Origin of the sequence: Serratia sp. CY37869, assembly GCF_052168895.1 — a bacterium.
Classification (GTDB): Bacteria; Pseudomonadota; Gammaproteobacteria; order Enterobacterales; family Enterobacteriaceae; genus Serratia; species Serratia ureilytica.
In genome coordinates, this window is the sequence record NZ_JBJNLU010000001.1 from 906,536 (window position 1) to 926,365 (window position 19,830).

Annotated in this window: 19 protein-coding genes and 3 pseudogenes; 9 read left to right on the forward strand and 13 right to left on the reverse strand. The window is 59.5% G+C overall.

Annotated elements, in window-relative coordinates; genetic code table 11:
• Position 1 precedes the first annotated feature (1 nt).
• From ACJ8J1_RS04330 to fdhD, 7 genes are all read right to left on the reverse strand, one after another.
• Positions 2–775 (reverse strand): DUF3307 domain-containing protein, encoded by a 774-nt coding sequence (locus ACJ8J1_RS04330; RefSeq protein WP_033643588.1) that lies wholly within the window; start codon positions 773–775, stop codon positions 2–4.
• Positions 776–777: 2 nt separating this feature from the next.
• Complete coding sequence (locus tag ACJ8J1_RS04335) at positions 778–1,374, reverse strand: hypothetical protein (protein WP_033643587.1); 597 nt, start codon at positions 1,372–1,374, stop codon at positions 778–780.
• Between the two features lie 213 nt (positions 1,375–1,587).
• Entirely contained in the window at positions 1,588–1,767 is a 180-nt protein-coding gene (locus tag ACJ8J1_RS04340; RefSeq protein WP_004935085.1) for a hypothetical protein, read from the reverse strand.
• 95 nt (positions 1,768–1,862) lie between these two features.
• Positions 1,863–2,972 carry a YbdK family carboxylate-amine ligase gene (locus ACJ8J1_RS04345; RefSeq protein ID WP_033643586.1) on the reverse strand — a complete coding sequence of 370 codons (1,110 nt, stop codon included), beginning with the start codon at positions 2,970–2,972 and terminating at the stop codon, positions 1,863–1,865.
• Between the two features lie 73 nt (positions 2,973–3,045).
• Positions 3,046–4,008 (reverse strand): Dyp-type peroxidase, encoded by a 963-nt coding sequence (locus tag ACJ8J1_RS04350; protein ID WP_033643584.1) that lies wholly within the window; start codon positions 4,006–4,008, stop codon positions 3,046–3,048.
• A 34-nt stretch (positions 4,009–4,042) separates the two neighbouring features.
• A complete protein-coding gene (locus ACJ8J1_RS04355; protein WP_033643582.1) occupies positions 4,043–4,960 on the reverse strand; it encodes a bestrophin family protein in 918 nt (305 codons plus the stop codon).
• Positions 4,961–5,018: 58 nt separating this feature from the next.
• Positions 5,019–5,861 carry a formate dehydrogenase accessory sulfurtransferase FdhD gene (gene fdhD, locus ACJ8J1_RS04360; protein ID WP_033643581.1) on the reverse strand — a complete coding sequence of 281 codons (843 nt, stop codon included), beginning with the start codon at positions 5,859–5,861 and terminating at the stop codon, positions 5,019–5,021.
• Positions 5,862–6,155: 294 nt separating this feature from the next.
• On the opposite strand from fdhD, the pseudogene ACJ8J1_RS04365 reads away from it, so the two are divergent.
• From ACJ8J1_RS04365 to umuC, 7 genes and pseudogenes are all read left to right on the forward strand, one after another.
• Positions 6,156–6,346: pseudogene (locus ACJ8J1_RS04365) on the forward strand (DNA polymerase V); the annotation flags it as partial.
• A 14-nt stretch (positions 6,347–6,360) separates the two neighbouring features.
• Positions 6,361–6,606, forward strand: a complete 246-nt coding sequence (locus tag ACJ8J1_RS04370; RefSeq protein ID WP_016927225.1) for a hypothetical protein — start codon at positions 6,361–6,363, stop codon at positions 6,604–6,606.
• A gap of 117 nt (positions 6,607–6,723) precedes the next feature.
• Positions 6,724–6,936: pseudogene (locus tag ACJ8J1_RS04375) on the forward strand (resolvase); the annotation flags it as partial.
• A gap of 75 nt (positions 6,937–7,011) precedes the next feature.
• Complete coding sequence (locus tag ACJ8J1_RS04380) at positions 7,012–7,383, forward strand: hypothetical protein (RefSeq protein WP_126502249.1); 372 nt, start codon at positions 7,012–7,014, stop codon at positions 7,381–7,383.
• A 313-nt stretch (positions 7,384–7,696) separates the two neighbouring features.
• Positions 7,697–7,876 (forward strand): annotated as a pseudogene (locus tag ACJ8J1_RS04385) (SOS response-associated peptidase family protein); the annotation flags it as partial.
• A 188-nt stretch (positions 7,877–8,064) separates the two neighbouring features.
• On the forward strand, positions 8,065–8,499 hold the full coding sequence (umuD, locus tag ACJ8J1_RS04390; RefSeq protein WP_033643579.1) for a translesion error-prone DNA polymerase V autoproteolytic subunit: 435 nt from the start codon (positions 8,065–8,067) through the stop codon (positions 8,497–8,499).
• A gap of 2 nt (positions 8,500–8,501) precedes the next feature.
• On the forward strand, positions 8,502–9,818 hold the full coding sequence (gene umuC, locus ACJ8J1_RS04395; protein WP_033643578.1) for a translesion error-prone DNA polymerase V subunit UmuC: 1,317 nt from the start codon (positions 8,502–8,504) through the stop codon (positions 9,816–9,818).
• Positions 9,819–9,845: 27 nt separating this feature from the next.
• Here the strand turns inward: umuC and aceE are convergent, their stop codons facing one another.
• Entirely contained in the window at positions 9,846–12,521 is a 2,676-nt protein-coding gene (aceE, locus tag ACJ8J1_RS04400; RefSeq protein ID WP_033643577.1) for a pyruvate dehydrogenase (acetyl-transferring), homodimeric type, read from the reverse strand.
• 154 nt (positions 12,522–12,675) lie between these two features.
• Between aceE and ACJ8J1_RS04405 the strand changes: the two genes are divergently transcribed.
• A complete protein-coding gene (locus ACJ8J1_RS04405; protein ID WP_033643576.1) occupies positions 12,676–13,113 on the forward strand; it encodes a MarR family winged helix-turn-helix transcriptional regulator in 438 nt (145 codons plus the stop codon).
• Here ACJ8J1_RS04405 and ACJ8J1_RS04410 read toward each other — a convergent pair whose 3' ends face one another.
• A complete protein-coding gene (locus tag ACJ8J1_RS04410; protein WP_033643574.1) occupies positions 13,114–14,193 on the reverse strand; it encodes a transketolase-like TK C-terminal-containing protein in 1,080 nt (359 codons plus the stop codon).
• Between the two features lie 305 nt (positions 14,194–14,498).
• Here ACJ8J1_RS04410 and ACJ8J1_RS04415 point away from each other — a divergent pair, with 305 nt between their 5' ends.
• Complete coding sequence (locus ACJ8J1_RS04415) at positions 14,499–15,848, forward strand: colicin-like pore-forming protein (protein ID WP_033643573.1); 1,350 nt, start codon at positions 14,499–14,501, stop codon at positions 15,846–15,848.
• Between the two features lie 52 nt (positions 15,849–15,900).
• Here the strand turns inward: ACJ8J1_RS04415 and ACJ8J1_RS04420 are convergent, their stop codons facing one another.
• From ACJ8J1_RS04420 to ACJ8J1_RS04435, 4 genes are all read right to left on the reverse strand, one after another.
• The gene (locus ACJ8J1_RS04420) at positions 15,901–16,317 is read right to left on the reverse strand and encodes an RbsD/FucU domain-containing protein (RefSeq protein ID WP_033643572.1); all 417 of its coding nucleotides are present in this window, start codon (positions 16,315–16,317) and stop codon (positions 15,901–15,903) included.
• Positions 16,318–16,362: 45 nt separating this feature from the next.
• Entirely contained in the window at positions 16,363–17,127 is a 765-nt protein-coding gene (locus ACJ8J1_RS04425) for an SDR family NAD(P)-dependent oxidoreductase (RefSeq protein WP_033643571.1), read from the reverse strand.
• Between the two features lie 21 nt (positions 17,128–17,148).
• Entirely contained in the window at positions 17,149–18,384 is a 1,236-nt protein-coding gene (locus ACJ8J1_RS04430; protein ID WP_232093723.1) for an MFS transporter, read from the reverse strand.
• A gap of 269 nt (positions 18,385–18,653) precedes the next feature.
• The gene (locus tag ACJ8J1_RS04435; protein ID WP_442520324.1) at positions 18,654–19,691 is read right to left on the reverse strand and encodes a LacI family DNA-binding transcriptional regulator; all 1,038 of its coding nucleotides are present in this window, start codon (positions 19,689–19,691) and stop codon (positions 18,654–18,656) included.
• Positions 19,692–19,830: the final 139 nt, after the last annotated feature.

Consider the following 19,830-nt stretch of genomic DNA (forward strand, 5'->3'; position numbering starts at 1 on the left):
GCTACAGCAGTTTGTTGACCAGCAGGCCGAGCATGATGGTCAGCGTGAAGGAAAACAGCGTGCCGAGCAGCACATACTCGGTACGCATCTTATCGTCACTTTGGCGCAGATCGCCGAAACGGAAGATAGATTTGGCCGCCAGCAAAAAGCCGATCGCCGGAATTTGCCCCAGCAGCACAAAGGTCAGGATCAGCGTTCTTTCCAGATAGCCAATCTGTTTGCCCGCGCGCAGCAGCGAATCGTTGTCGGCCTTGGCCGAAGGCGGCATTTGCGGCGTCCAGCGCGCCAGCAGTTGCCCAATCAGCAGGCTCATCGGCAGATAAATCAGGCTGTAGGCCACCAGCACCAGGCCGGTTTGCCAACTCCCCAGTTGCCGTCCCAACGCCGCGAGCAGTTCACCGGCATTCGGCGTCAGCCCCAGCCACAGCAAGGCGATCACCGCCAGATGCAATCCCTGATCGAGCAGAAAGCTGCGGGCCGGGCTCAGGCGGATCATGGCGGTGACTTTCAGCAAATCGATCAGGTAGTGGCTGACGGCGATAACCAGCAGGCTGATCAGCACCTGCAGTGAAGACAGTCCGCCGTGCAGCAGGCCGAAACCGGCCACCACCCAGGCGGCCAGCACCCCATGCAGCAACGCGTGCAACAGCAGAAAACGCGAACGCGAGCGATGTTGGATTTTATCTTCCACCCAACTCAGCGGCTGCAGTGGAAAATCCGCCAGCAGATGGACGATCAACAGCCAGGCCAGCAAAGGCGCATAGGTCAGATCCATAGTCAGACGATCCTGTTAATGGCGTGAATAAACCGCATGATTTCCTCGTAGGCCGCGCGTTTCAGTGCGGCGGAGACCGTGGAGGCGGCTTTTTGCAGCTGCTCGGCTACGGCCGCGCCGCTGTCGGCGAACATTCTCGCCTGGACGATGCGCGCTTCGGTCTGCGACAAGCGGCCAATGACATGATCTAACATCGGCAGCAGATCGCTGACAATGGCGTTTGTCCGATCGTTGTCGGTTTTCAGAGCCAGGCGGCAATTTTTCGTCATGGCGTCCAGCGCGCTGCCGGAGTTGATAAAGGCGCTACCGTAACCGGCGGCGTCGGGCCGTTGGCTACCCAGCCCGACGGCGATGCGCGCATCCCAGTGCGCGGCGCCCATCGCCCGCAGCGCAGTGCGAATATACACCGCCAGCAACAGCCCGTCCTCCGGCGCGGCCTGCGCCTGGAAGGCATCGCCGCGAAAGATTTCCACCTGGCGCAGCCGCCCGTCGCGCTGCAGCCGATCGAGCAGGCTGTGCAGCCCGTTGAGGTAGTTGACGGTGTCTGACCGGCGAGAATCGACCAGATCGCCGCTGATTACGCTGATTGGCGTCGGCATGGCGTGATCCGTTGTGGATGGAGGATGACTATAAATTCGCACCTGAATACGAATATGTCAATAATTCGTCTCTAAAGGCGAATTTTCCGGGTTTTGGTCGGTGGAGGCGAAACGTCGGGGGCGAAGAGAAAGGGAGAGAGACGGCCGGGAATGCGCGGACCTGTCAGGTCCGCCACCGGCGGCGTAGACGGAAAGAGGCCGGCGACCGGCCGTTCAGAAGCTTTTGACCAGCACGTCACGCGGCATTTCACTGCCGTGTTTCAGCAGGTGCTCAAACGATCTTTCGCTGCTTTTCAACTGCTGCAAAAACTCCTGCGGCGACAGATCGTGCTTTTTGCCGCTCATGTAAGCCAGCGCCAGTTCTTTTGCCTGATAGCGGGAGAAATTGTACATAGTGTCCTCGATACGGTGAATGTCAGTGCTCACGATTGTAGCGAAAGAGCACATAATGAACAGCCGCTTTGGCGTATGGAATCGATAGCCGAAACTTAACTTGCCGGTTGCAACAGCTCATCGCACAGGCGTTTGATGACCTGGGTTTGCGGCAGGCCGTTGTGCAACATCTGGCGGATATGCTCCGAATCGCTGACGCCCCGGCGCACATGGCGCTCGACCGCCTGCAGCACGGCCCGATCCTCCTGCCGCTCGGCGAAGCCGCTCAGCGTGTCGAGGGTGTGCAGGATATGTGCAGTCAGGCTGCAGCGGCGCAGCGTGGCGGGATCGACGTATTCGGCGGCGAAACCGCTGCGATAGGCGTTGAGCTTGTTGTAGTTGGTGAAGGCATCGTACTCCGGCGCGATCGGCGTGCGGTGTTGCAACAGAAAATCGGCCAGCAGACGGCAGTAGCCGACCAGCAGCGTGGCGTGCGCGAGGCGCAGCGGCGTATCGCAGATGCGGATCTCTACCGTGCCCAGCTCCGGTTTCGGCCGCGCATCCCAGTAAATATCCTTGACGCTGTCGATGACGCCGGCGGCATGCAGCCGGTCATAGTAGGCGTTGAATTCGCGCCAGCTGTAGATGTGTTCCAGGCAGCCGTAATTGGGGAAAGAATTCTGTGCGCTGAAACGGGAGCTGGCAAAGCGCGTATCGACGCCCTGGTACAGCGGTGACGAAGCGCTGAGCGCGATCAGCTGCGGAAAATAGGGCGTCAGCGCATGGCACAGGTACATCGCCTCGTCTCCGTCGTTGACGCCGAGGTGGATGTGTTGGCCGAATACGCAGGCCAGCTTGGAGAGATAGCCAAAACGGCTGGCCAGCTGCCTGTAGCGCGCGTTGTCGCTGATGACCTGCTTGCGCCAGTCGTTGCTCAGGTGGCGGCCGCCGCCGCAGACGTCACAGCCCAGGCGCCGTGCGCTACGCCGGACGGTATCGGTCAGGGCGCGCAGCTCGGCGTGCAGCGCATCGAGATCGCGGTGCACCGAGCTGTTCAGTTCCACCATCGACTTGGTGAGCTCATGTTTGACGCGTCGGCGGTCGCCGACCGCGCTGACCACCCGGTCAGCCCGATCCGTAAGATCGTAGTGCTCGTCATCGACCAGCTGCAGCTCTATTTCGGTGCCGATGGAGAGTCTTTCCGACGGTTTGAATGTGAGCGGCATGGCGCCTCCCCCTCAATAACGCAACGTTAATTCAGTATAAGTCGCGGGGGGAGGCATTGCCGCCGAAGAGGCGTTAGTGCAGTTCGGCGCCGCTGCGATCGGCCAGCGCTTCCAGCAGCGGGGCAGAAGGCACGAAGAACAGGGTGCCGGTCACCGCGTGGCTAAAATCGAGCAGCCGATCGTAGTTGCCGGCCGGGCGGCCGATAAACATGTTTTCCAGCATCTGCTCGATCGGCTGCGGGGAGCGCGCATAGCCGATAAAGTAGGTGCCGAACTCGCGCAGGCCGGGGCGGCCGAACGGCATGTTGTCGCGCAGAATTTTCACCTCGTTGCCTTGCTCGTCGGTGATGGTGGTCAACGAACTGTGCGACGACGACGGTTTGACCGCTTCATCCAGCTCGATGTTGGACTGTTTATGGCGGCCGATGATCTTCTCCTGCGTTTCCACGCTGAGCGAATTCCAGCCCTGCATATCGTGCAGGTATTTCTGCACCAGCACATAGCTGCCGCCGCTGAACGCCGCGTCTTCGTCGCCGATCACCGTGTAGTCGAAGGCTTCGTGCCCCTCCGGGTTCTCCGTACCGTCGACGAAGCCGATCATGGCGCGCTGATCGAAATAACGGAAGCCGTGCACCTCCTCGATCACCGTCACGGCGTCGCCGAGCTTGGCGGTCAACTGAGAGGCCAGTTCAAAACACAGATCCATTTCATCGGCGCGGATGTGCAGCAGGATGTCGCCAGGCGTGGCGACCGCAACGCGCTCCCCGCTGCCGATCGGGCTGAACGGATGCAGCTGGCGAGGGCGCGGCGCGCCGAACAGCGTATCCCAGGCCTCGGAGCCGAAGCCGCAGACGCAGGTGAGATTGCCCGCCGGCGCGCGTTTGCCGACCGAACGTACCACGGCGGCGATATCGCCGCACCAGGCGCGCACCGCCGCCAGATGGGCGGGAACGGGCGACAGGGTGGCGACGATGAAAATGGCATGGCGCGTGACCGGCGTGAATACGGCTTGCGGCGGGGTGTTATTTGCATTCATTGCATTCGGCTCCAGTGTGTTCGGGTGAAATAGATCAGATCAAATTAAAGTGCTCGTCGGGTTTCATCGGCGGTGGCAGCGGGCTTTGGTCGTTCATTTCCAGCAGGTTGCGCTCGATGGTGTTGCAAATGGCGTTTAACGGCAGATGGTTGGCCGACACGCCGAACGGATCCTCCAGCTCTTCGGCCAGTGAGTCCCAGGATAAGAAGGTATAGGAAATGAACACCGAAACAAACGGTGTCATGTAATGCAGATCGGTCACCAGGGCAAAAGGCAACAGGCTGCAGAACAGGTAAACGGTGCGCTGCAGGATCAGGGTATAGGCGAACGGCACCGGGGTGCTGGCGAGCCGTTCGCAGCCGCCGAGGGTGTGAGACAGTTCGCTCAGCTTATCGTCGATCAGCCCGAAGGTGATGTCGCTCAGCAGGCCCTGACGGCGCAATTTGCCGATTTCCTGGCCCAGCATCAGCAGGATGCGGTTGGTCGGCATCGGGCTGGCGATCACCTCGGCCAGCTCGTTGCCGGTGAGATTGTGGTACAGATCGGCGGTGGGGTCGGTGCCGCGCAGCTGATGCTTCAGGCTCCAGCTAAAGGCGATCAGCAGCTTGGCGACCTTTTGCTGCACCGCCGGTTCGTCCGGCAGCAGGCTTTTGATCTGGCGCAGCAGGGTGCGTTCGGTAATCAGCAGCGAGCCCCACAGGTTGCGCGCTTCGACAAAGCGGCTGTAGCCGGCGTTATTGCGAAAGCCGAGAAAAATGGCGATGGCGATGCCCAACAGGCTGAACGGCGCGATGGTCAAATGCACGCCGAGCTGTTCGTACCATTGGTAGCTGATCACCGCCACTATCGACATCAGCACGTTCAGCGACAGGCGAAAGGTAATTTTTGACAGCACGGAACCGTGCCAGGCGAACAGGCGAAAAAACCAGTTCTGGTGCGGGCGAATTATCATAACGTGGGTGCTTCCTGGTGTCCTGCTATTGAGAATAGTCGATTCTTATCCGGCGGCGCTATGCCGCCGTTGTCGATTGCCAGAGCCGTTGCGGGTGCGTATAGACGGTGGCGCGCCCCGGTTTGCTGAAGCCCACCAGCGTCAGGTTGCTGCGCTCGGCCACTTCCACCGCCAGACGGGTGGCGGCGGAGACGGCGAACAGGATCTCGACGCCGCACATGGCGGACTTTTGCACCATTTCATAGCTTGCGCGGCTCGAGACCAGCGCCGCCCCTTGCGACCAGGCCTGTTGGCTGCGGTAACCCAGCAGTTTGTCGAGCGCCACATGGCGGCCGACGTCTTCACATCCGCCGCTGAGTGCGCCGTCCGGCTGGATCCAGGCCGCCGCATGGGTGCAGCCGGTCAGTTTTCCCACCGTTTGCACTTCCTGCAGTTGAGCCAACGCCCGGTCGAGTTGGGCCAAATCGAAACGTTGGGTGAAGGGCAGCGGTGCGATGGGCTGAGCAACCTCCTGCAGCTGCTCGACCCCGCAGACGCCGCAGCCGGTGCGGCCGGCCAGGCTGCGGCGCTTCTCTTTCAGCTGCATAAAGCGGCGGCTCGAAAGCTCTACATGCACTTCAATGCCGTTGCAGGCCGGTTGTTGACGGATGTCGTAGATATCGTCGGGGGAGGTGATGATGCCTTCGGACAGCGAAAAACCGATGGCGAAGGCCGCCAGATCTTTTGGCGTCGCCATCATCACCACGTGGGAAATGCCGTTGTACACCAGGGCGACCGGCACTTCTTCCGCCAGCCAATCCTGCTGCGCCTGTGCCAGATCGTTGCGCTGCCAGACCGCGTGGCGCGACAGGCATTCCTGTTTGATATCGTCGGTTTCTGCGAAGAGCAGGTGCTTGTTCATAACGTTCTCGTGACCGTCGGTGACGAGGCGCCGACGAGGATGAATTCTTATTAGCAGGTGTGGGGATTATACAGGATTCTGATCCCGCTCGCGTAGGGAATCACGCCCTGCAGGTTATCCACAGTTTTGGTGGATAACGTGTGTGCAAGGGGCAGTGAAACACTTAGCAGGCGTAAAAAAAAATCGCTCAGAAAATTATTATATTACGCGACAAAGCGCGATCCGCAGGGGGATAGGGGGTTGCACGCGTTCGCGTTTTGTTTATGCTTTACTGTATAAATATACAGTTTGGTTATGATTATGCTGAGCAATTCAAGGTTGTATGCTTTTTCACCAGGTGAGCCCCTGACGTTACCGCTGTTTGCCGATCGCGTGGCCTGCGGTTTTCCCTCCTCGGCGCAGGACTATGTCGAGAGCCGGCTGGATATCGGCAAACTGCTGGTGCGGCATCCTAATGCCACTTATTCGTGCGCGCCAGCGGTGAGATGGAGCGAGCAGGATGGATCAGGCACTGAATTTTTCACTCAGCTATGCGCAGCTGATCCGGGAAGCAGAAGATGCGATTAAAAAATGCAATCTGAACCAGGGCGGGATGGGTTACACCCTAGAGTTGGGTAAGGCTTCTGTCATTCTGAGTTTCTGGTACGGTCTGGCGCTGCAGGGCTATCCGGGCACAATAATGGATGAACGTGTTGATGCCGACCGGCTGCGCCTGCATGTCCTCATCTATAAGAGAGAGGAGTGACATCGTGGCAACGGTTAACGTCCGCCGGCCGTCGCCGCTGTAGCGACGGATGCTGATTGTGCTGGCCGAACCTGCGCGCCCCCTGCCTGCTGCTGTGGCGCGCGGACGGAACGATCAAGTCGCCGCCAACGGCAAAAGCCGGGAATTGAACGGGCGCATACGTTGGGTAGATACCGGGGAAAGCAGGCAGATCAGGAACGACATCAGAAAGTCCTGTACTACCGACAGATTAAGAAACTGAGCATCCGAGAAACAGCAGACGCGACAGGCTACAGTACTTCCCAAGTTTGTCGCATTCAGGCCTTCTATAAAGAAGTTGAGACTGATTAAAAAGCAGCCTTAATGTACAATAATTTTCGATATCCAAACTGACCCCATGAACAATCAATGAGTTAGAGGTGAAAGATGATTTCATACAAAAAAATCATACCTGCTCTTGTCATATTCGCTTTATCTAATGCTGTGGCATATGCGAATGATTTCGACAAATCAAATGAAGCGATGGCAATTTCAGCAATAGGTTTTTCTGGCTCAAATGCTCGTGTTGCACATGATGTTTGTGGGGCAACCAATGAGAAAATTGATAAATATAAAAAACAAATAAAAGACTCATTAACTAGAACATTAAAGTATGAACAGTCAGGATTCGATACGCATTGGGATAATGGTTGGAAAAATGCTGATTTTTTGGTTAAGTCATTAAGTAATGATGAAGCCTATAAAAAAGAATATTGCCGAGAGGTTTTAGATGGAATTAATAATCCTGAAATGAATTAAGGATTATTCCTTATTCGGGGTTCTACGCCGGAACCCCAGATTTTTCCGTCCGCTAAAATTATCCCCGGTTGAGCAGCTTTATACCGTCAGCTCGCAGTGGACCATCAGGGGAAATGTGGCGGTACAGCGTTTGTCGGGTTATCCCAAGCTCCTGGCATAACGTACTGACTTTCGTCTCTGGCCGTCCCATTGATGCCATTGCCAGTCGCAATTTTATTGGCGTCATTTTGTAAGGCCGTCCGCCGTTCCTCCCGTGGGCTCTTGCTGAGGCAAGGCCTGCCGCTGTTCTTTGCGGCGCTGTACGCAGCAGAGACCGACGGCCGCGCGCGACTGGCTCGACACCCGCTTAGTCCCGCCCTCTGGTCAAATGCAGGCTGACGTGTACAGCCTGCAGGCAGAGGATTTCGTCTGGCAACCGGTATCGCCCGCCGTCGGCGCCGTTCGCAATGACAATCCCTCACTCATCCTGCCCATCGATACGCCAACGGTCTGAGTGCCGCATTATCCACAGTTTTGGTGGATATCATGTGTGCAAACACACGTGAAGAACGCCAAAAGCTGCAGGAAAAATCGCTCAGAAAATTATTATATTACGCGGGAAAGCGCGATCCGCAGGGGGATTGGGGGTTGCACGCGTTCGCGTTTTGTTTATGCTTAACTGTATAAATATACAGTTTGGTTATGATTATGCTGAGCAATTCAAGGTTGTATGCTTTTTCACCAGGTGAACCCCTAACGTTACCGCTGTTTGCCGATCGCGTGGCCTGCGGCTTTCCTTCCCCGGCGCAGGACTATGTCGAAGGCCGGCTGGACATCGGCAAGCTGCTGGTGCGGCACCCCAACGCCACCTATTTCGTGCGCGCCAGCGGCGAATCGATGATCGACGGCAACATTCGGGACGGCGATCTGCTGATTGTCGACAGCGCCCTGACGCCGGAGCATGGCAATATCGTGATCGCTGCGGTGGACGGTGAATTCACCGTCAAAAAGCTGCAGTGCCACCCCGACGTGCGGCTGTTGCCGATGAATCCCGCCTACGCGCCCATCGTGTTCGACGACGAAGCGCAGCTGGAGATTTTCGGCGTGGTGACCTTTATCGTCTACGCGGCGCTGTAGCCATGTTCGCCCTGGTAGACGTCAACAGCTTCTACGCTTCCTGCGAGACCATTTTCCGGCCCGACCTGCGGGGGCGGCCGGTGATTGTGTTGTCCAACAACGACGGCTGCGTGATCGCCCGCAGCGCCGAGGCGAAGGCGCTGGGCGTGCCGATGGGCGCGCCTTATTTCAAGATCAAAGAGGAGATGCGCCGTCGCAACGTCGCGGTGTTCTCCTCCAACTACGCGCTGTACGCCGATATGTCCCGCCGGGTGATGGACACGCTGGAGGAGATGGCGCCGGCGGTGGAGATCTATTCACTGGACGAAGCCTTTCTGCGGCTGGACGGCGTGGCGCGCTGCGAGGCGCTGGAACCGTTCGGCCAGCGGGTGCGCGATCGCATCCGGCGCGAGCTGCATTTGACGGTCGGGGTCGGCATTGCGCCGAGCAAAACGCTGGCCAAGCTGGCTAACTTCGCGGCCAAGAAATGGCGCGGCACCGGCGGCGTGGTGGATTTATCCGATCCGGCGCGCCAGCGCAAACTGCTGGCGTTGCTTCCGGTGGAAGAAGTGTGGGGCGTGGGCCGCCGCCTGACGCGCCAGCTGCAGGCGATGGGCATTCACACCGCGCTGCAGCTGGCGGACTGCGATACCCGGCTGGCGCGTAAAACCTTCAGCGTGGTGCTGGAGCGCACGATACGTGAGCTGCGCGGCGAGTCATGCCTGCAATGGGAAGATGAGGCGGCGGCGAAAGAGCAGATCATCTGTTCCCGCTCGTTCGGCCAGCGGTTGACGCACTACCCGCACATGCGCGAGGCGATCTGCAGCTATGCCGAACGCGCCGCCGAAAAGCTGCGACAGGAAAAGCGCTATTGCCGCAACGTGTCGGTGTTTATCAAAACCAGCCCGCATTCGGCGGGCGAAGGCTATTACAGCAATATGGGCACCGCCCGGCTGCAAACGCCGAGCAACGACAGCCGCGACATCATCGCCATGGCGGTGCGCGCGCTGGAGAGCATTTGGCAGGAGGGGCGGCGTTATCTGAAGGGCGGCGTGATGCTGGGGGATTTCAGCGCCGCCGCCATGGCGCAGATCGACCTGTTCGACGACTGCCCGCCGCGCCGCAACAGCGAGCGCCTGATGGCGACCCTCGATCGCCTGAATCAGGAAGGGCGCGGGCGCGTATGGTTCGCCGGGCAGGGGATCGTCAAACCGTGGCAAATGAAGCGCGACATGCTGTCGCCGGCCTACACCACCCGGCTGGCGGACATTCCTGTGGTGCGGCTGGGGGAGCGGGCGCCGCGCGCTGCCGAATCGAAGGAAGAAAAACGCCGCGGGTGACAACCGGCGGCGTGGGTAGGCTGAGTGTTACTTCACCGCAGCCGGATCCGGCTTATCGGGGGCGATGCCGTACAGCGCCATGGCGCGGTTGACCTCGCTGCGGGCGATACGGCCTTCGTCAGCCAGCAGCTTCAGGGCGGCGAGCGCGATGAAATGGCGGTTGACCTCGAAGAACTCACGCAGCGCCTCGCGGGTGTCCGAGCGGCCAAAACCGTCGGTGCCCAAGGCGATAAAGGTGCGGTCGGGCAAGAACGGTTTGATCTGATCGCCGACGATCTTCATATAGTCCGTCGCTACCACCACCGGGCCGGGATGCGCCGCCAGCAGGCTTTGGATATAAGGGACTTTCGGCGGATCTTCCGGATGCAGCAGGTTCCAGCGTTCGGCCGCCATGCCGTTGCGGCGCAGCTCGCTCAGGCTGGTGGCGCTCCAGATATCGCTGGCGACGCCAAAGTCCACGGCCAACAGCTCCGCCGCCGCCAGCGCCTCGCGCATGATGGCGCCGCTGGCGACCAGCTGAGCGCGCGGGCTCTCTTGGGTTGTCGCTGCGCTCTGTTTGAGCAAATACGCCCCCTGGATAATCCCGTCCTCTACGCCCGCCGGCATCGGCGGCTGCGGGTATCCCTCATTGAGCAAGGTGATGTAGTAGTAAATATCCTCTTGCTCAACGAACATCCTGCGCATGCCGCTCTGAACGATCACTGCGAGTTCATAGGCATAGGTCGGATCGTAGGAGACGCAGCTGGGGATCACGGAAGACAGCACGTGGCTGTGGCCGTCGTCATGCTGCAAGCCTTCGCCCATCAGGGTGGTTCTGCCGGAGGTGGCGCCGAGCAGGAAACCCTTGGTGCGCGCGTCGGCCGCCGCCCAGGCGAGATCGCCCACCCGCTGCAGCCCGAACATGGAGTAGAAGATATAGAACGGGATCGTCGCGACATCGTGGTTGCTGTAGGCGGTGCCGGCGGCGATCCAGGTCGATATCGCGCCGGATTCGTTGATGCCTTCCTGCAAAATCTGGCCGTCTTTGGCCTCTTTATAGTAGCTGAGCTGCCCGGCATCTTGCGGGGTATATAGCTGGCCGAGCCAGGAATGGATGCCAATCTGGCGGAACAGGCCTTCCATGCCGAACGTGCGCGACTCGTCCGGCACGATGGGCACGATCAGTTTGCCGATGTTGGGGTCTTTGAGCAGCGCGCCGAGGATATTGACGAAGGCCATGGTGGTTGACATGTTGCGCTCGCCGCTGCCCTTAAGGAGACTGTCGAAGCGCGATAACGCCGGTATCGCCAGCGGGGTGGATTGGCCGAAGCGGGCGGGGATGTAGCCGCCCAGCGCGGTGCGCGTCGCGGTGATGTACTTCGCCGCCGCGCTGTCGGGCTCGGGCTTCAGATAAGGGATCGCTTCCAGCTGCGCATCGGGGAGCGTCAACCCCAAACGATCGCGGAAGGCTTTCACCGCATCCTGGCTCATTTTTTTCAGCTGATGGTTGATGTTCTGCCCTTCACCGGCTTCTCCCATGCCGAACCCTTTGACCGTTTTGGCCAATACCACCGTCGGCCTGCCCGGGGTATGCATCGCCTGATGGTAGGCGGCGTACACCTTTTGCGGATCGTGGCCGCCGCGGTGCAGCGCCCAGATCTCATCGTCGCTCAGATCGGCGACCAGCGCGAGCAACTCCGGGTACTTGCCGAAGAAATGCTCCCGCACATAGGCGCCGCTTTGCGACTTGAAGGTCTGGTAATCGCCGTCGACGCACTCCATCATGCGCTGCATCAGCAGCCCGGAGCGATCTTTTTGCAGGAGTTTGTCCCAGCCACTGCCCCAGATCACCTTGATCACCTGCCAGCCGGCGGCTTTGAAGGTGCCTTCCAGTTCCTGAATGATCTTGCCGTTGCCGCGCACGGGACCATCCAGCCGCTGCAGATTGCAGTTCACGACGAAGATCAGGTTATCGAGCTTTTCTCGCCCGCCCAGCGCAATTGCCGCCAGCGATTCCGGTTGATCCATCTCGCCGTCGCCGAGAAACGCCCACACCTTTCTCCCCTGATGCGGTTTCAACCCGCGGTATTCCAGATAGCGCATATAGCGTGCCTGATAGGCGGCGGTCAGCGGCCCCAGCCCCATCGAAACGGTGGGATATTGCCAGAAATCCGGCATCAGCCTGGGGTGCGGATAGGAAGAAAGGCCGCGGCGCGCGGATTCGCGGCGAAAGTTGTCGAGCAGCTCCTCGTCGATGCGGCCTTCGAGATAGGCGCGGCCGTAAATGCCGGGGGCGGAGTGACCCTGGATATACACCATGTCACCGGCAAACTCATCGGTGCGTCCGCGGAAAAAGTGCGTGAATCCCACGTCGTAAAGCACCGCGGCCGACTGGTAGGTGGCGATGTGTCCGCCGACGTTGGAATGTTTGCCGGCGCGCAGCACCATCGCCATGGCGTTCCAGCGAATAAACGCATTGATGCGCGCTTCCGCGGCCAGATCGCCGGGATACGTCGGCTGCTTATAGACCGGGATCGTATTCACGTACGGCGTGGTGACCATGCTGAAGAAATCGCCGTGTTTTCGCTGATCGGCTTCGGCCATTCTTTCCAACAAAAAATGCGCGCGTTCACGGCCGTCGATGTCGGCGACGCCTTCAAATGCCTCAAGCCATTCAGCCGTCTCTTGTGGGTCAAGATCTGCTTTTACCGCGGGTTGGTTCATAAAAGCTCCAAATGTACTTACCTGATAAGGCGCTGAGCGATACAGGAATTTATTGAATTGCATATGCAAGAGTTGCAAATGCAATAATGGCGAAAGCCACTCTATCCCTTTACAATTGCAATTGCAACTCACCGCTTTTGACGAGAAAACTGACATGACAGATAAACAACCCGACCTGTGGTTCTCCTTCGTGCGCGCGCACCGGGCAATCATCAAAAAGATAGAAACGCAATTGTCGGAGGCGGGGCTGCCGGCGTACGCCTGGTATGACGTGTTATGGGGATTGGAAAGCGGGGAAAACGGCACGCGCCGCATGCATGAACTGGCGGACGTGTTGGTGATTGAGCGTTATAACCTGACCCGCCTGATGGATCGCCTGGAAAAAGAGCGGCTGGTCACGCGTTTCCGTTCGGATGACGACCGTCGGGCCTCCTTCGCCACCATCACCGAGGAAGGTAAGGCCCTGCGGAAAAAAATGTGGGAGATCTACCGCGCGGTGGTCAAAACCCACTTTCTCAATCAGTTCAGCGAAGAAGAGATCGCACGCTTCTCCGACGCGTTGGACAACGCGATGCAGCTGGCCAGAGCGTGATCAGGCATCGGGCGTGATGTGCAGAACGCGCAGCGCATCGGCGATCAGCGTCGAGGGAATTTTCTGCTCGTCGGCCAGCAGTTTGAGGGCACATAGCGCAATCCATTCCGCCTGCGGATAGTGAATTTCGCCCCGGGTGCGAGAATCCGAACCCACCGCGGCAAAGCGTGCGGGAATGAACCGCTTGAGCTGGTTGGCAATCAGGTGCGAGTAGTCGGTAACGGCGACGACGGGGGCATTCCCGGCGCCCAGACACGTTTTCAGATGGCATTCGCCGCCGCTGTCCTGGCGCTGCATGTCGGCGAGTTCAGCATCCTGCGCCAACCGCGTGTAGCTGGGGCAGCTCCAGATTTCGGCCGCGATGCCCCAATTTTTCAACACCTCAGCCGCCTGCTGAACGCGGGCGAGCGTTCTGCCTGCGCCGCACAGGCGAACCTGCAACGGCGAGTCCGCCGCCGCCGCGACACGATACATCCCCTTGAACGCCTGCTCTGCGACAAACGGCTCACCGGAAGCGGGGGCATCATTGTCTGCGTTGGTCGCGAGATACACCATCTTTCTCGTTCCCTCCAGATAGAGCGCGTGCAGGGCGTGATGGAGTATCGCGCCGGTTTCCCGGGCATTGGCCGGATCGAAAGGCAGCCAGTCCGGCATGGCGGTGAGCTGGAGCGGGAACCAGGCCTGCACGCCTTTCGGCAAGTCGGTACTGCCGGTATCCGCATCGCTGATGAAAATCCCCTTGCGATTGGTTTCCGGCTCAAGCCCGCGGAGCATGTCTACCGAAGGGGTGTTGACGACGTAAAACAACGGTTTCTCATAACGTTCTGATTGATGGCCAAACCAGAGCGGCCAGGCGGTGGCGTAGCGGGAGCTCGGCGGTTCGGCGCGCCTTCTGCCGTCGATGAGCCAGATGTTGCCACTGGCGTTTAGTTCGCTCAAGGCTTCCGCCGTCCAGGCGGTGGAAGAGGGAAGCGCCGCGCCGGCGTTCTGGCTGACGGAGGCCATCTTGCGGATACAGGCTTCGGCCAGGGTTCTGGTCCTGGCGGAGGCGGCAGGCATTGTTATACGTTGAGGCGACATGCGGAGCATTCCCTTTAAGTTGCAAGTGCGATGATTGTAATTGCAATTCATGGCGTGTGCCAATGACTTCTGAACAGGTCGCAGCCATCCAGGCGTGACCCGCGGCGATATATTCAGGTTATGCAGACGCGATCCTATTTGTTTCACCGACCAGACAGCCGCCATCCGTTGTCCTTATTTCTGCGGTTTTTTATAAATGACGGGCGGCTAAAAACGGTTTGCCGATAGGGATAATGCGCGTGTCAATCCGCGTTAAACGAGAATATCGGCATCTTAAAAATAAAACGAAATAAGGATGAAAGCATATGCCTGGATTTAATTATGGTGGTAAAGGAGATGGGACTAACTGGAGTTCTGAACGCGGTACGGGCCCTGAGCCGGGGGGCGGCGATAAAGGCCATTCCGGCGATCGCGATCGCGGCGGCGCCGGCGTTGGCAACAGCCCGGAACAGCAACAGATAGCGGCGATCCAAAACGATCCGGCGCTGCGCATGAAGCTGGAGGCGGTGATTAAGGCGGCGCGCAGAATTAACCCGGATGCGAAATTGCATATTGAAAGCGTCAGCCCATCCGGCACGCTGAGCCTTTCCGCCACCGGTTTGACGGCCGATCAGGCGAAGCACATTGGCCTGGGGGGGCTGGTGATGGGGGTCAACGCCAAGGGGGGGACAGTGGCGATCGGGGATATCGAAACCGGCCATGCGCGCAAACCCTCACCCCCTGGCAAAGGCGGCAACAATGGCCTGAATGCCGGGCAGATCGGCGCCTCTTCGTTAGGCAGTTTCGTGACAGACTCGCATCGCGATCGGCCCGTCAGCGGCTGGCATGGCAACGGCAAAACCGGTGAATTCTCGACGACCCGCACGACCGGGAGTTACTACGGTTTTCATCATTTGAAGGTGGAAAAGCAAGACGGAGTGGCGACCTACAACCTCTACTATAAGGCCAATAAGAACCGGCCCGCGTTTATCGCCGTGGTGAGAGGGGATAACCTGAATGCCATGGAGGTGAAATATGCCAACGGCAAGCCGGTAAAATCACCCGGCTCGGTAAAAACGATCGTTAAGGAATTCGTCGAATATCAAAATGCGGAATTAAAAGCCATCAAGGATGGCGTCAGCCTGGCCGCAGGTATCAATAAAGATATCGCGGAAAAGATCGGCGCGAAATACGCCAAACTCGCCAAGGATTTGGAGGCGGGAATTCAAGGAAAATATATCCGCAACGTGCAAGATGCGGAGAAAACCTACGAGCAATTGACGAAGGGCCTGAACAAAAAGCTCAAGGCGCAGGACAAAGCGGCGATTGTCGCCTGGCTGAAAATGATCGATGCGGAACAGTATGCCCGCAATGCGCGGGTATTGGGCAAGGTCTTCACCGGGGTGGACTGGGCGATCAAGGGCGCGGATCTGGTAAACGCCGCGATTGAAGGTTTCTCAACCGGCAACTGGAAAGCGTTCCGCAACCAGCTCGAAGCGCTCGGGTTGTCGATCGGCGCAGGGTATACGCTCTCCGCTATCGCCGCGTTTTTCGCGCCGACGCTGGTGTCGTCGACGGTGGGCATTTTCGCCTTCGCTTACCTATTTGGCTGGGCCACCAGTTATATCGATGCGGAACGTGCGGGGGAGCTGGAGAAGTGGGTCGCTGACCTGTAACGGCATGAGGGGGCTGGCCCCCTCATTTTATCCCTCACACCCTCTACCTCTTTCACACCACCGGCGCCACCGTCAGCAGCAGATTGGCGAAGCGGCGCCGTTCGCCGGAGGCGATCACCAGCAGCGTCCGATCCGATTTGACCGCGGCGTAAAACGCCTCGCGCGGCAGGTGCTCGATCGGGCAATGTTCTGGCAGCAGTTGCCGGTATTCGGCTTCGATAGTGTTGGTGAAGTCCGGCGGGCAGGCCATCAGCGCCGCGCTTTCCACGTTGATGCAGGCCAGCAGTTTTTCCAGGATTGGCGGGGCGGCGAGCGTGCCGGGCGCCAGGTTCAGATAGACCACGGTGGCGTCTTTCGGCGCGTGCGTCACGCAGGCGTAATTGCCGTCGGCGATCAGCACCTGGGTTTTATGCCCGCATTGCGCCAGCGCGGCGAGCAGCGGCGGGTGAGTGATGGCGGATTTGATCATAAAGCGATTCCTGAATAGGGGGCGGCTGTGCCGCCCGCAGCTGAACTACATGCGGAAGATGCCGCCGTTGATGTCGAGAGTGGCGCCGGAGATGAAGCCGTCGTATTCCGCCGCCAGGAAGGCGATGGCGCGGGCCACGTCGTCCGGCGTGCCTGCGCGGCCCAGCGGGATGCTGCGAACGGTTTCCTCCGCCGATGCCTGGGTGGTATGGCGATTATGAAAGCGGGTGCCGAGGATCAGGCCGGGCGCCACCGCGTTCACCCGGATGCCGTGCTCGCCCAGCTCCGCCGCCAGCGAGCGCGTCCAGGTGAGCACCGCGCCCTTGGTGGCGGAATAGACCAGCGAGCCGGCGTGCCCGCCGGCGCGGCCGGCCAGCGAGGCCAGGTTGATGATGCTGGCGCCGTTCGGCGCCGCCTTCAGGTGCGGCAGCGCGCTCTGGGTCACGTTCAGCATGGTGGTCATGTTTACGTCGATCACGGTTTGCCAGAAGGCGCGATCGATCTCGCCCAGCCATTTGCGCCCGACGATGCCGCCGACGTTATTGATCAGAATATCGATGCCGCCGAGAAACTCGGCGCCGGCCGAGACGCAGCGCAGCGTTTCGTCGGTGTCGATGAGATCGGCGTAGCCGTAGGCGGCCTTTTGTCCGAGTGAATGGGCCAGCGCCACCAGCGCCTTGGGGCCGCTTTCGTCGCTGTGGTAGTGAAAATAGATGTCGCACCCGGCCTTGATCAGCCGCTCTGCGGTGGCGCGGCCGATGCCCTGTTCCGCCCCGGTGATAAAGACCTTTTTGCCCGCAAGATCGCCCATGATTGACTCCTTATTGGTTCGTTAAGAATTGATGACGCCTTCACGCTGTTTGGCGCAGTAGAAAATGCAGATCAAACCGGTCGCCAGCAGGCACGAGGCCAGGAAAAACAGCCCCGGCGCGCTGCTGCCGGTCAGATCGTTCAGCACGCCCACCGCATAGGGGGCGACGAAACCGCCGATATTGCCGATGCAGCTCACTACCGCCAGCCCGGCGGCCGCGGCCGCGCCGGTGGAGATATTGGCGGGCATGGATAAGAACGGCGGCACGGCGGTGTAGATGCCGATGGCGGCAATGCACAGGAATGACAGCGCGACGAGCGGGTCGTATTTAAAAAACGTCACCGCGCCCATCAGGCCGATGGCGGCGATCACCATGCTGAGGCCGGCGAACACGCCGAGCTTTTTGGTTTTGCTGGCCCACAGGCTCCACGGATACACCAGCAGCGCGGCCAGGCCGTAGGGAATGAGCGCCAGCAGGCTGACGCGAAAGATATCGCTGCCGGAAATGGCGCTGATGATCGACGGCAGCCAGGTGCCGAAGCCGTAAATGCCGCATACCATGCCGAAGTTGAGCAGCGCGTAGAGCAGGTACTTTCTGTTTTTAATGCCCTTGAGGAAGTCGCCCAGCGTGATTTTTGAGCCGGATTTGGAGCGGCCGGCGTTGCTCATCAGCCAGGCTTTTTCCTCCACGTTCAGATAACCGACGTCCTTGGGCGAGTTCTTGATCAGGAAGGGGATCAGCAGGCCGATGACGATCGGCGGCAGCCCTTCGAGGATGAACAGCAGCTGCCAGGGGGCGAAGCCGAACCAGTCATGCTGAATATTGAGAATAAAGCCGGAAATCGGCGAGCCGACCGCGTTAGACAGCGGCTGGACGATGATGAACATGCCGAGAATTTTGGTGCGGTATTTTTCCGGGAAGAAGACCGTGAAGTAATACACCACCGAGGGAAAGAAACCGGCCTCGCACACGCCCAGCATAAAACGGCAAATATACAGCTCCAGCGGCGTGCGCACAAAACCGAGCAGGGTCGCGAAGATGCCCCAGGAAATTAATATTCTGGCGAACCAGATGCGCGGGCCGAATTTAATGGTTCCGGCGTTGCTGGGTATTTCAAACAGGAAATAGCCGATAAAGAAAATTCCGGAAGCGAAGCCGAAAGCCGAGGCGGTCAATCCCAGATTATCTTCCAACGCTTTGGCAGCGTAGGCCATATTGTTGCGGTCGAGAAAGGCCAGGAAATACAACAAGATCATTAGGGGGACAATATGCAGCGTCAATTTCCTGATGGCACTGCGTTCAATATCCTTTGGCATTGTTTTTTTCATCATGGTTTTTCCCATGTGGTTAATCGGAATAATAGCGGCCCGGCCCAAAGTCATGAGCGGCATGCTGAATAACGACGTTGCGTGCATAAAGCGTCGCGCCGTTTATTTAGTGCGACGACGCTGTTTTTTCTGATTTTGGCTGCGGCGAGCCGGACGATGCTATCTGCGCATCGCCTGGGTAAGCCGTTTTTACCGAATTAACCGGCGGTTTTGACGGAACGCCGGCTGATGACCGTCGGCGGGAAGAGAAACTCGCCGGGCGGTTGTGAATCATTGTTGATGCGGCCGATCAGGCGTTCGACCATCAGCTGCGCCATCTCGACCAGCGGCGGGCCGATCGACGTCAACCCCGGTTCGGCCAGGCCGGCAAGCGCGATATTGTCGATGCCGACCACCGAAATCTCTGCTGGCACCTGGACGCCGGCGGCGCGCAGCCCCACCATCAGCCCGATGCCCAGCGCATCGTTAATCGCCACGATGCCGTCCGGGCGCGGCGTCAGCGCGAGGATGCGGGATGCCAGCGTCAGCCCCAATTCGAACATCTCCGTGTCGCCGTAGGCGCTGGTGGCTTTGCCTTCGATCACCCGTTGGCGTTCGCTCAAGTTGTGCCCCAGCGCACTCAGAAAACCGTCGATCTTGTGGCTGCGCCCCACGGTCAGCGCCGCTTCGGTGGCGAACACGATATGTCGGCAGCCGCGTTCGAGCAGGTGCTGCGCGGCCAGACGCCCGGCGGCGAGATTGTCCATCGACACGCTGTCGAACAACCGGCTATCGGCGGCCATCGGCTCGGCGAACGGGCTGTCATAGCTGACGATCTTCATGCCCCGCTCGGCCGCCCGGACAAAATGGGTCTGGCGGATGTCGCTCGCCGCCACGATGATGCCGCGCACGCCATGCAGAAACATATCGTCGATAAACGCGGCTTCCTCCTGTTCCTGCCTGTAGGCGTTGCCGAGCAAGACGCGGTAGCGGTGAGCGCGCGCCGCGCTGTCGACGGCGTGCGCCAGCGCCGAAAAACTCGGGTTAACGATCGACGGCAGCAGCAGGCCGATGATCTTCGCCTGTGGCGCGAGGTTCACTGCGGTGCGCGCCGGACGATAGCCCAGGGTGTCCATCGCCTGTTCGATGCGCTGACGGGTCTGTGCGCTCATCTGGTGGCTGCGATTATTCAGCAGGTTCGACACGCTGCTGATGGACACGCCGGCCAACCGCGCGACATCACGAATATTTGCCATTTGCCGATCCCTTGCTGCCTGCCGTTAGCCTGCAATCTATAAGGGAAGGCGGGCGCAGGCAAGCCGCAACCGGGGCGAAACCCGCACGGGATCGCGCATTTGTGAGAGTCGTCAGGCGCAGGGCTGGTTGTTTACTAAA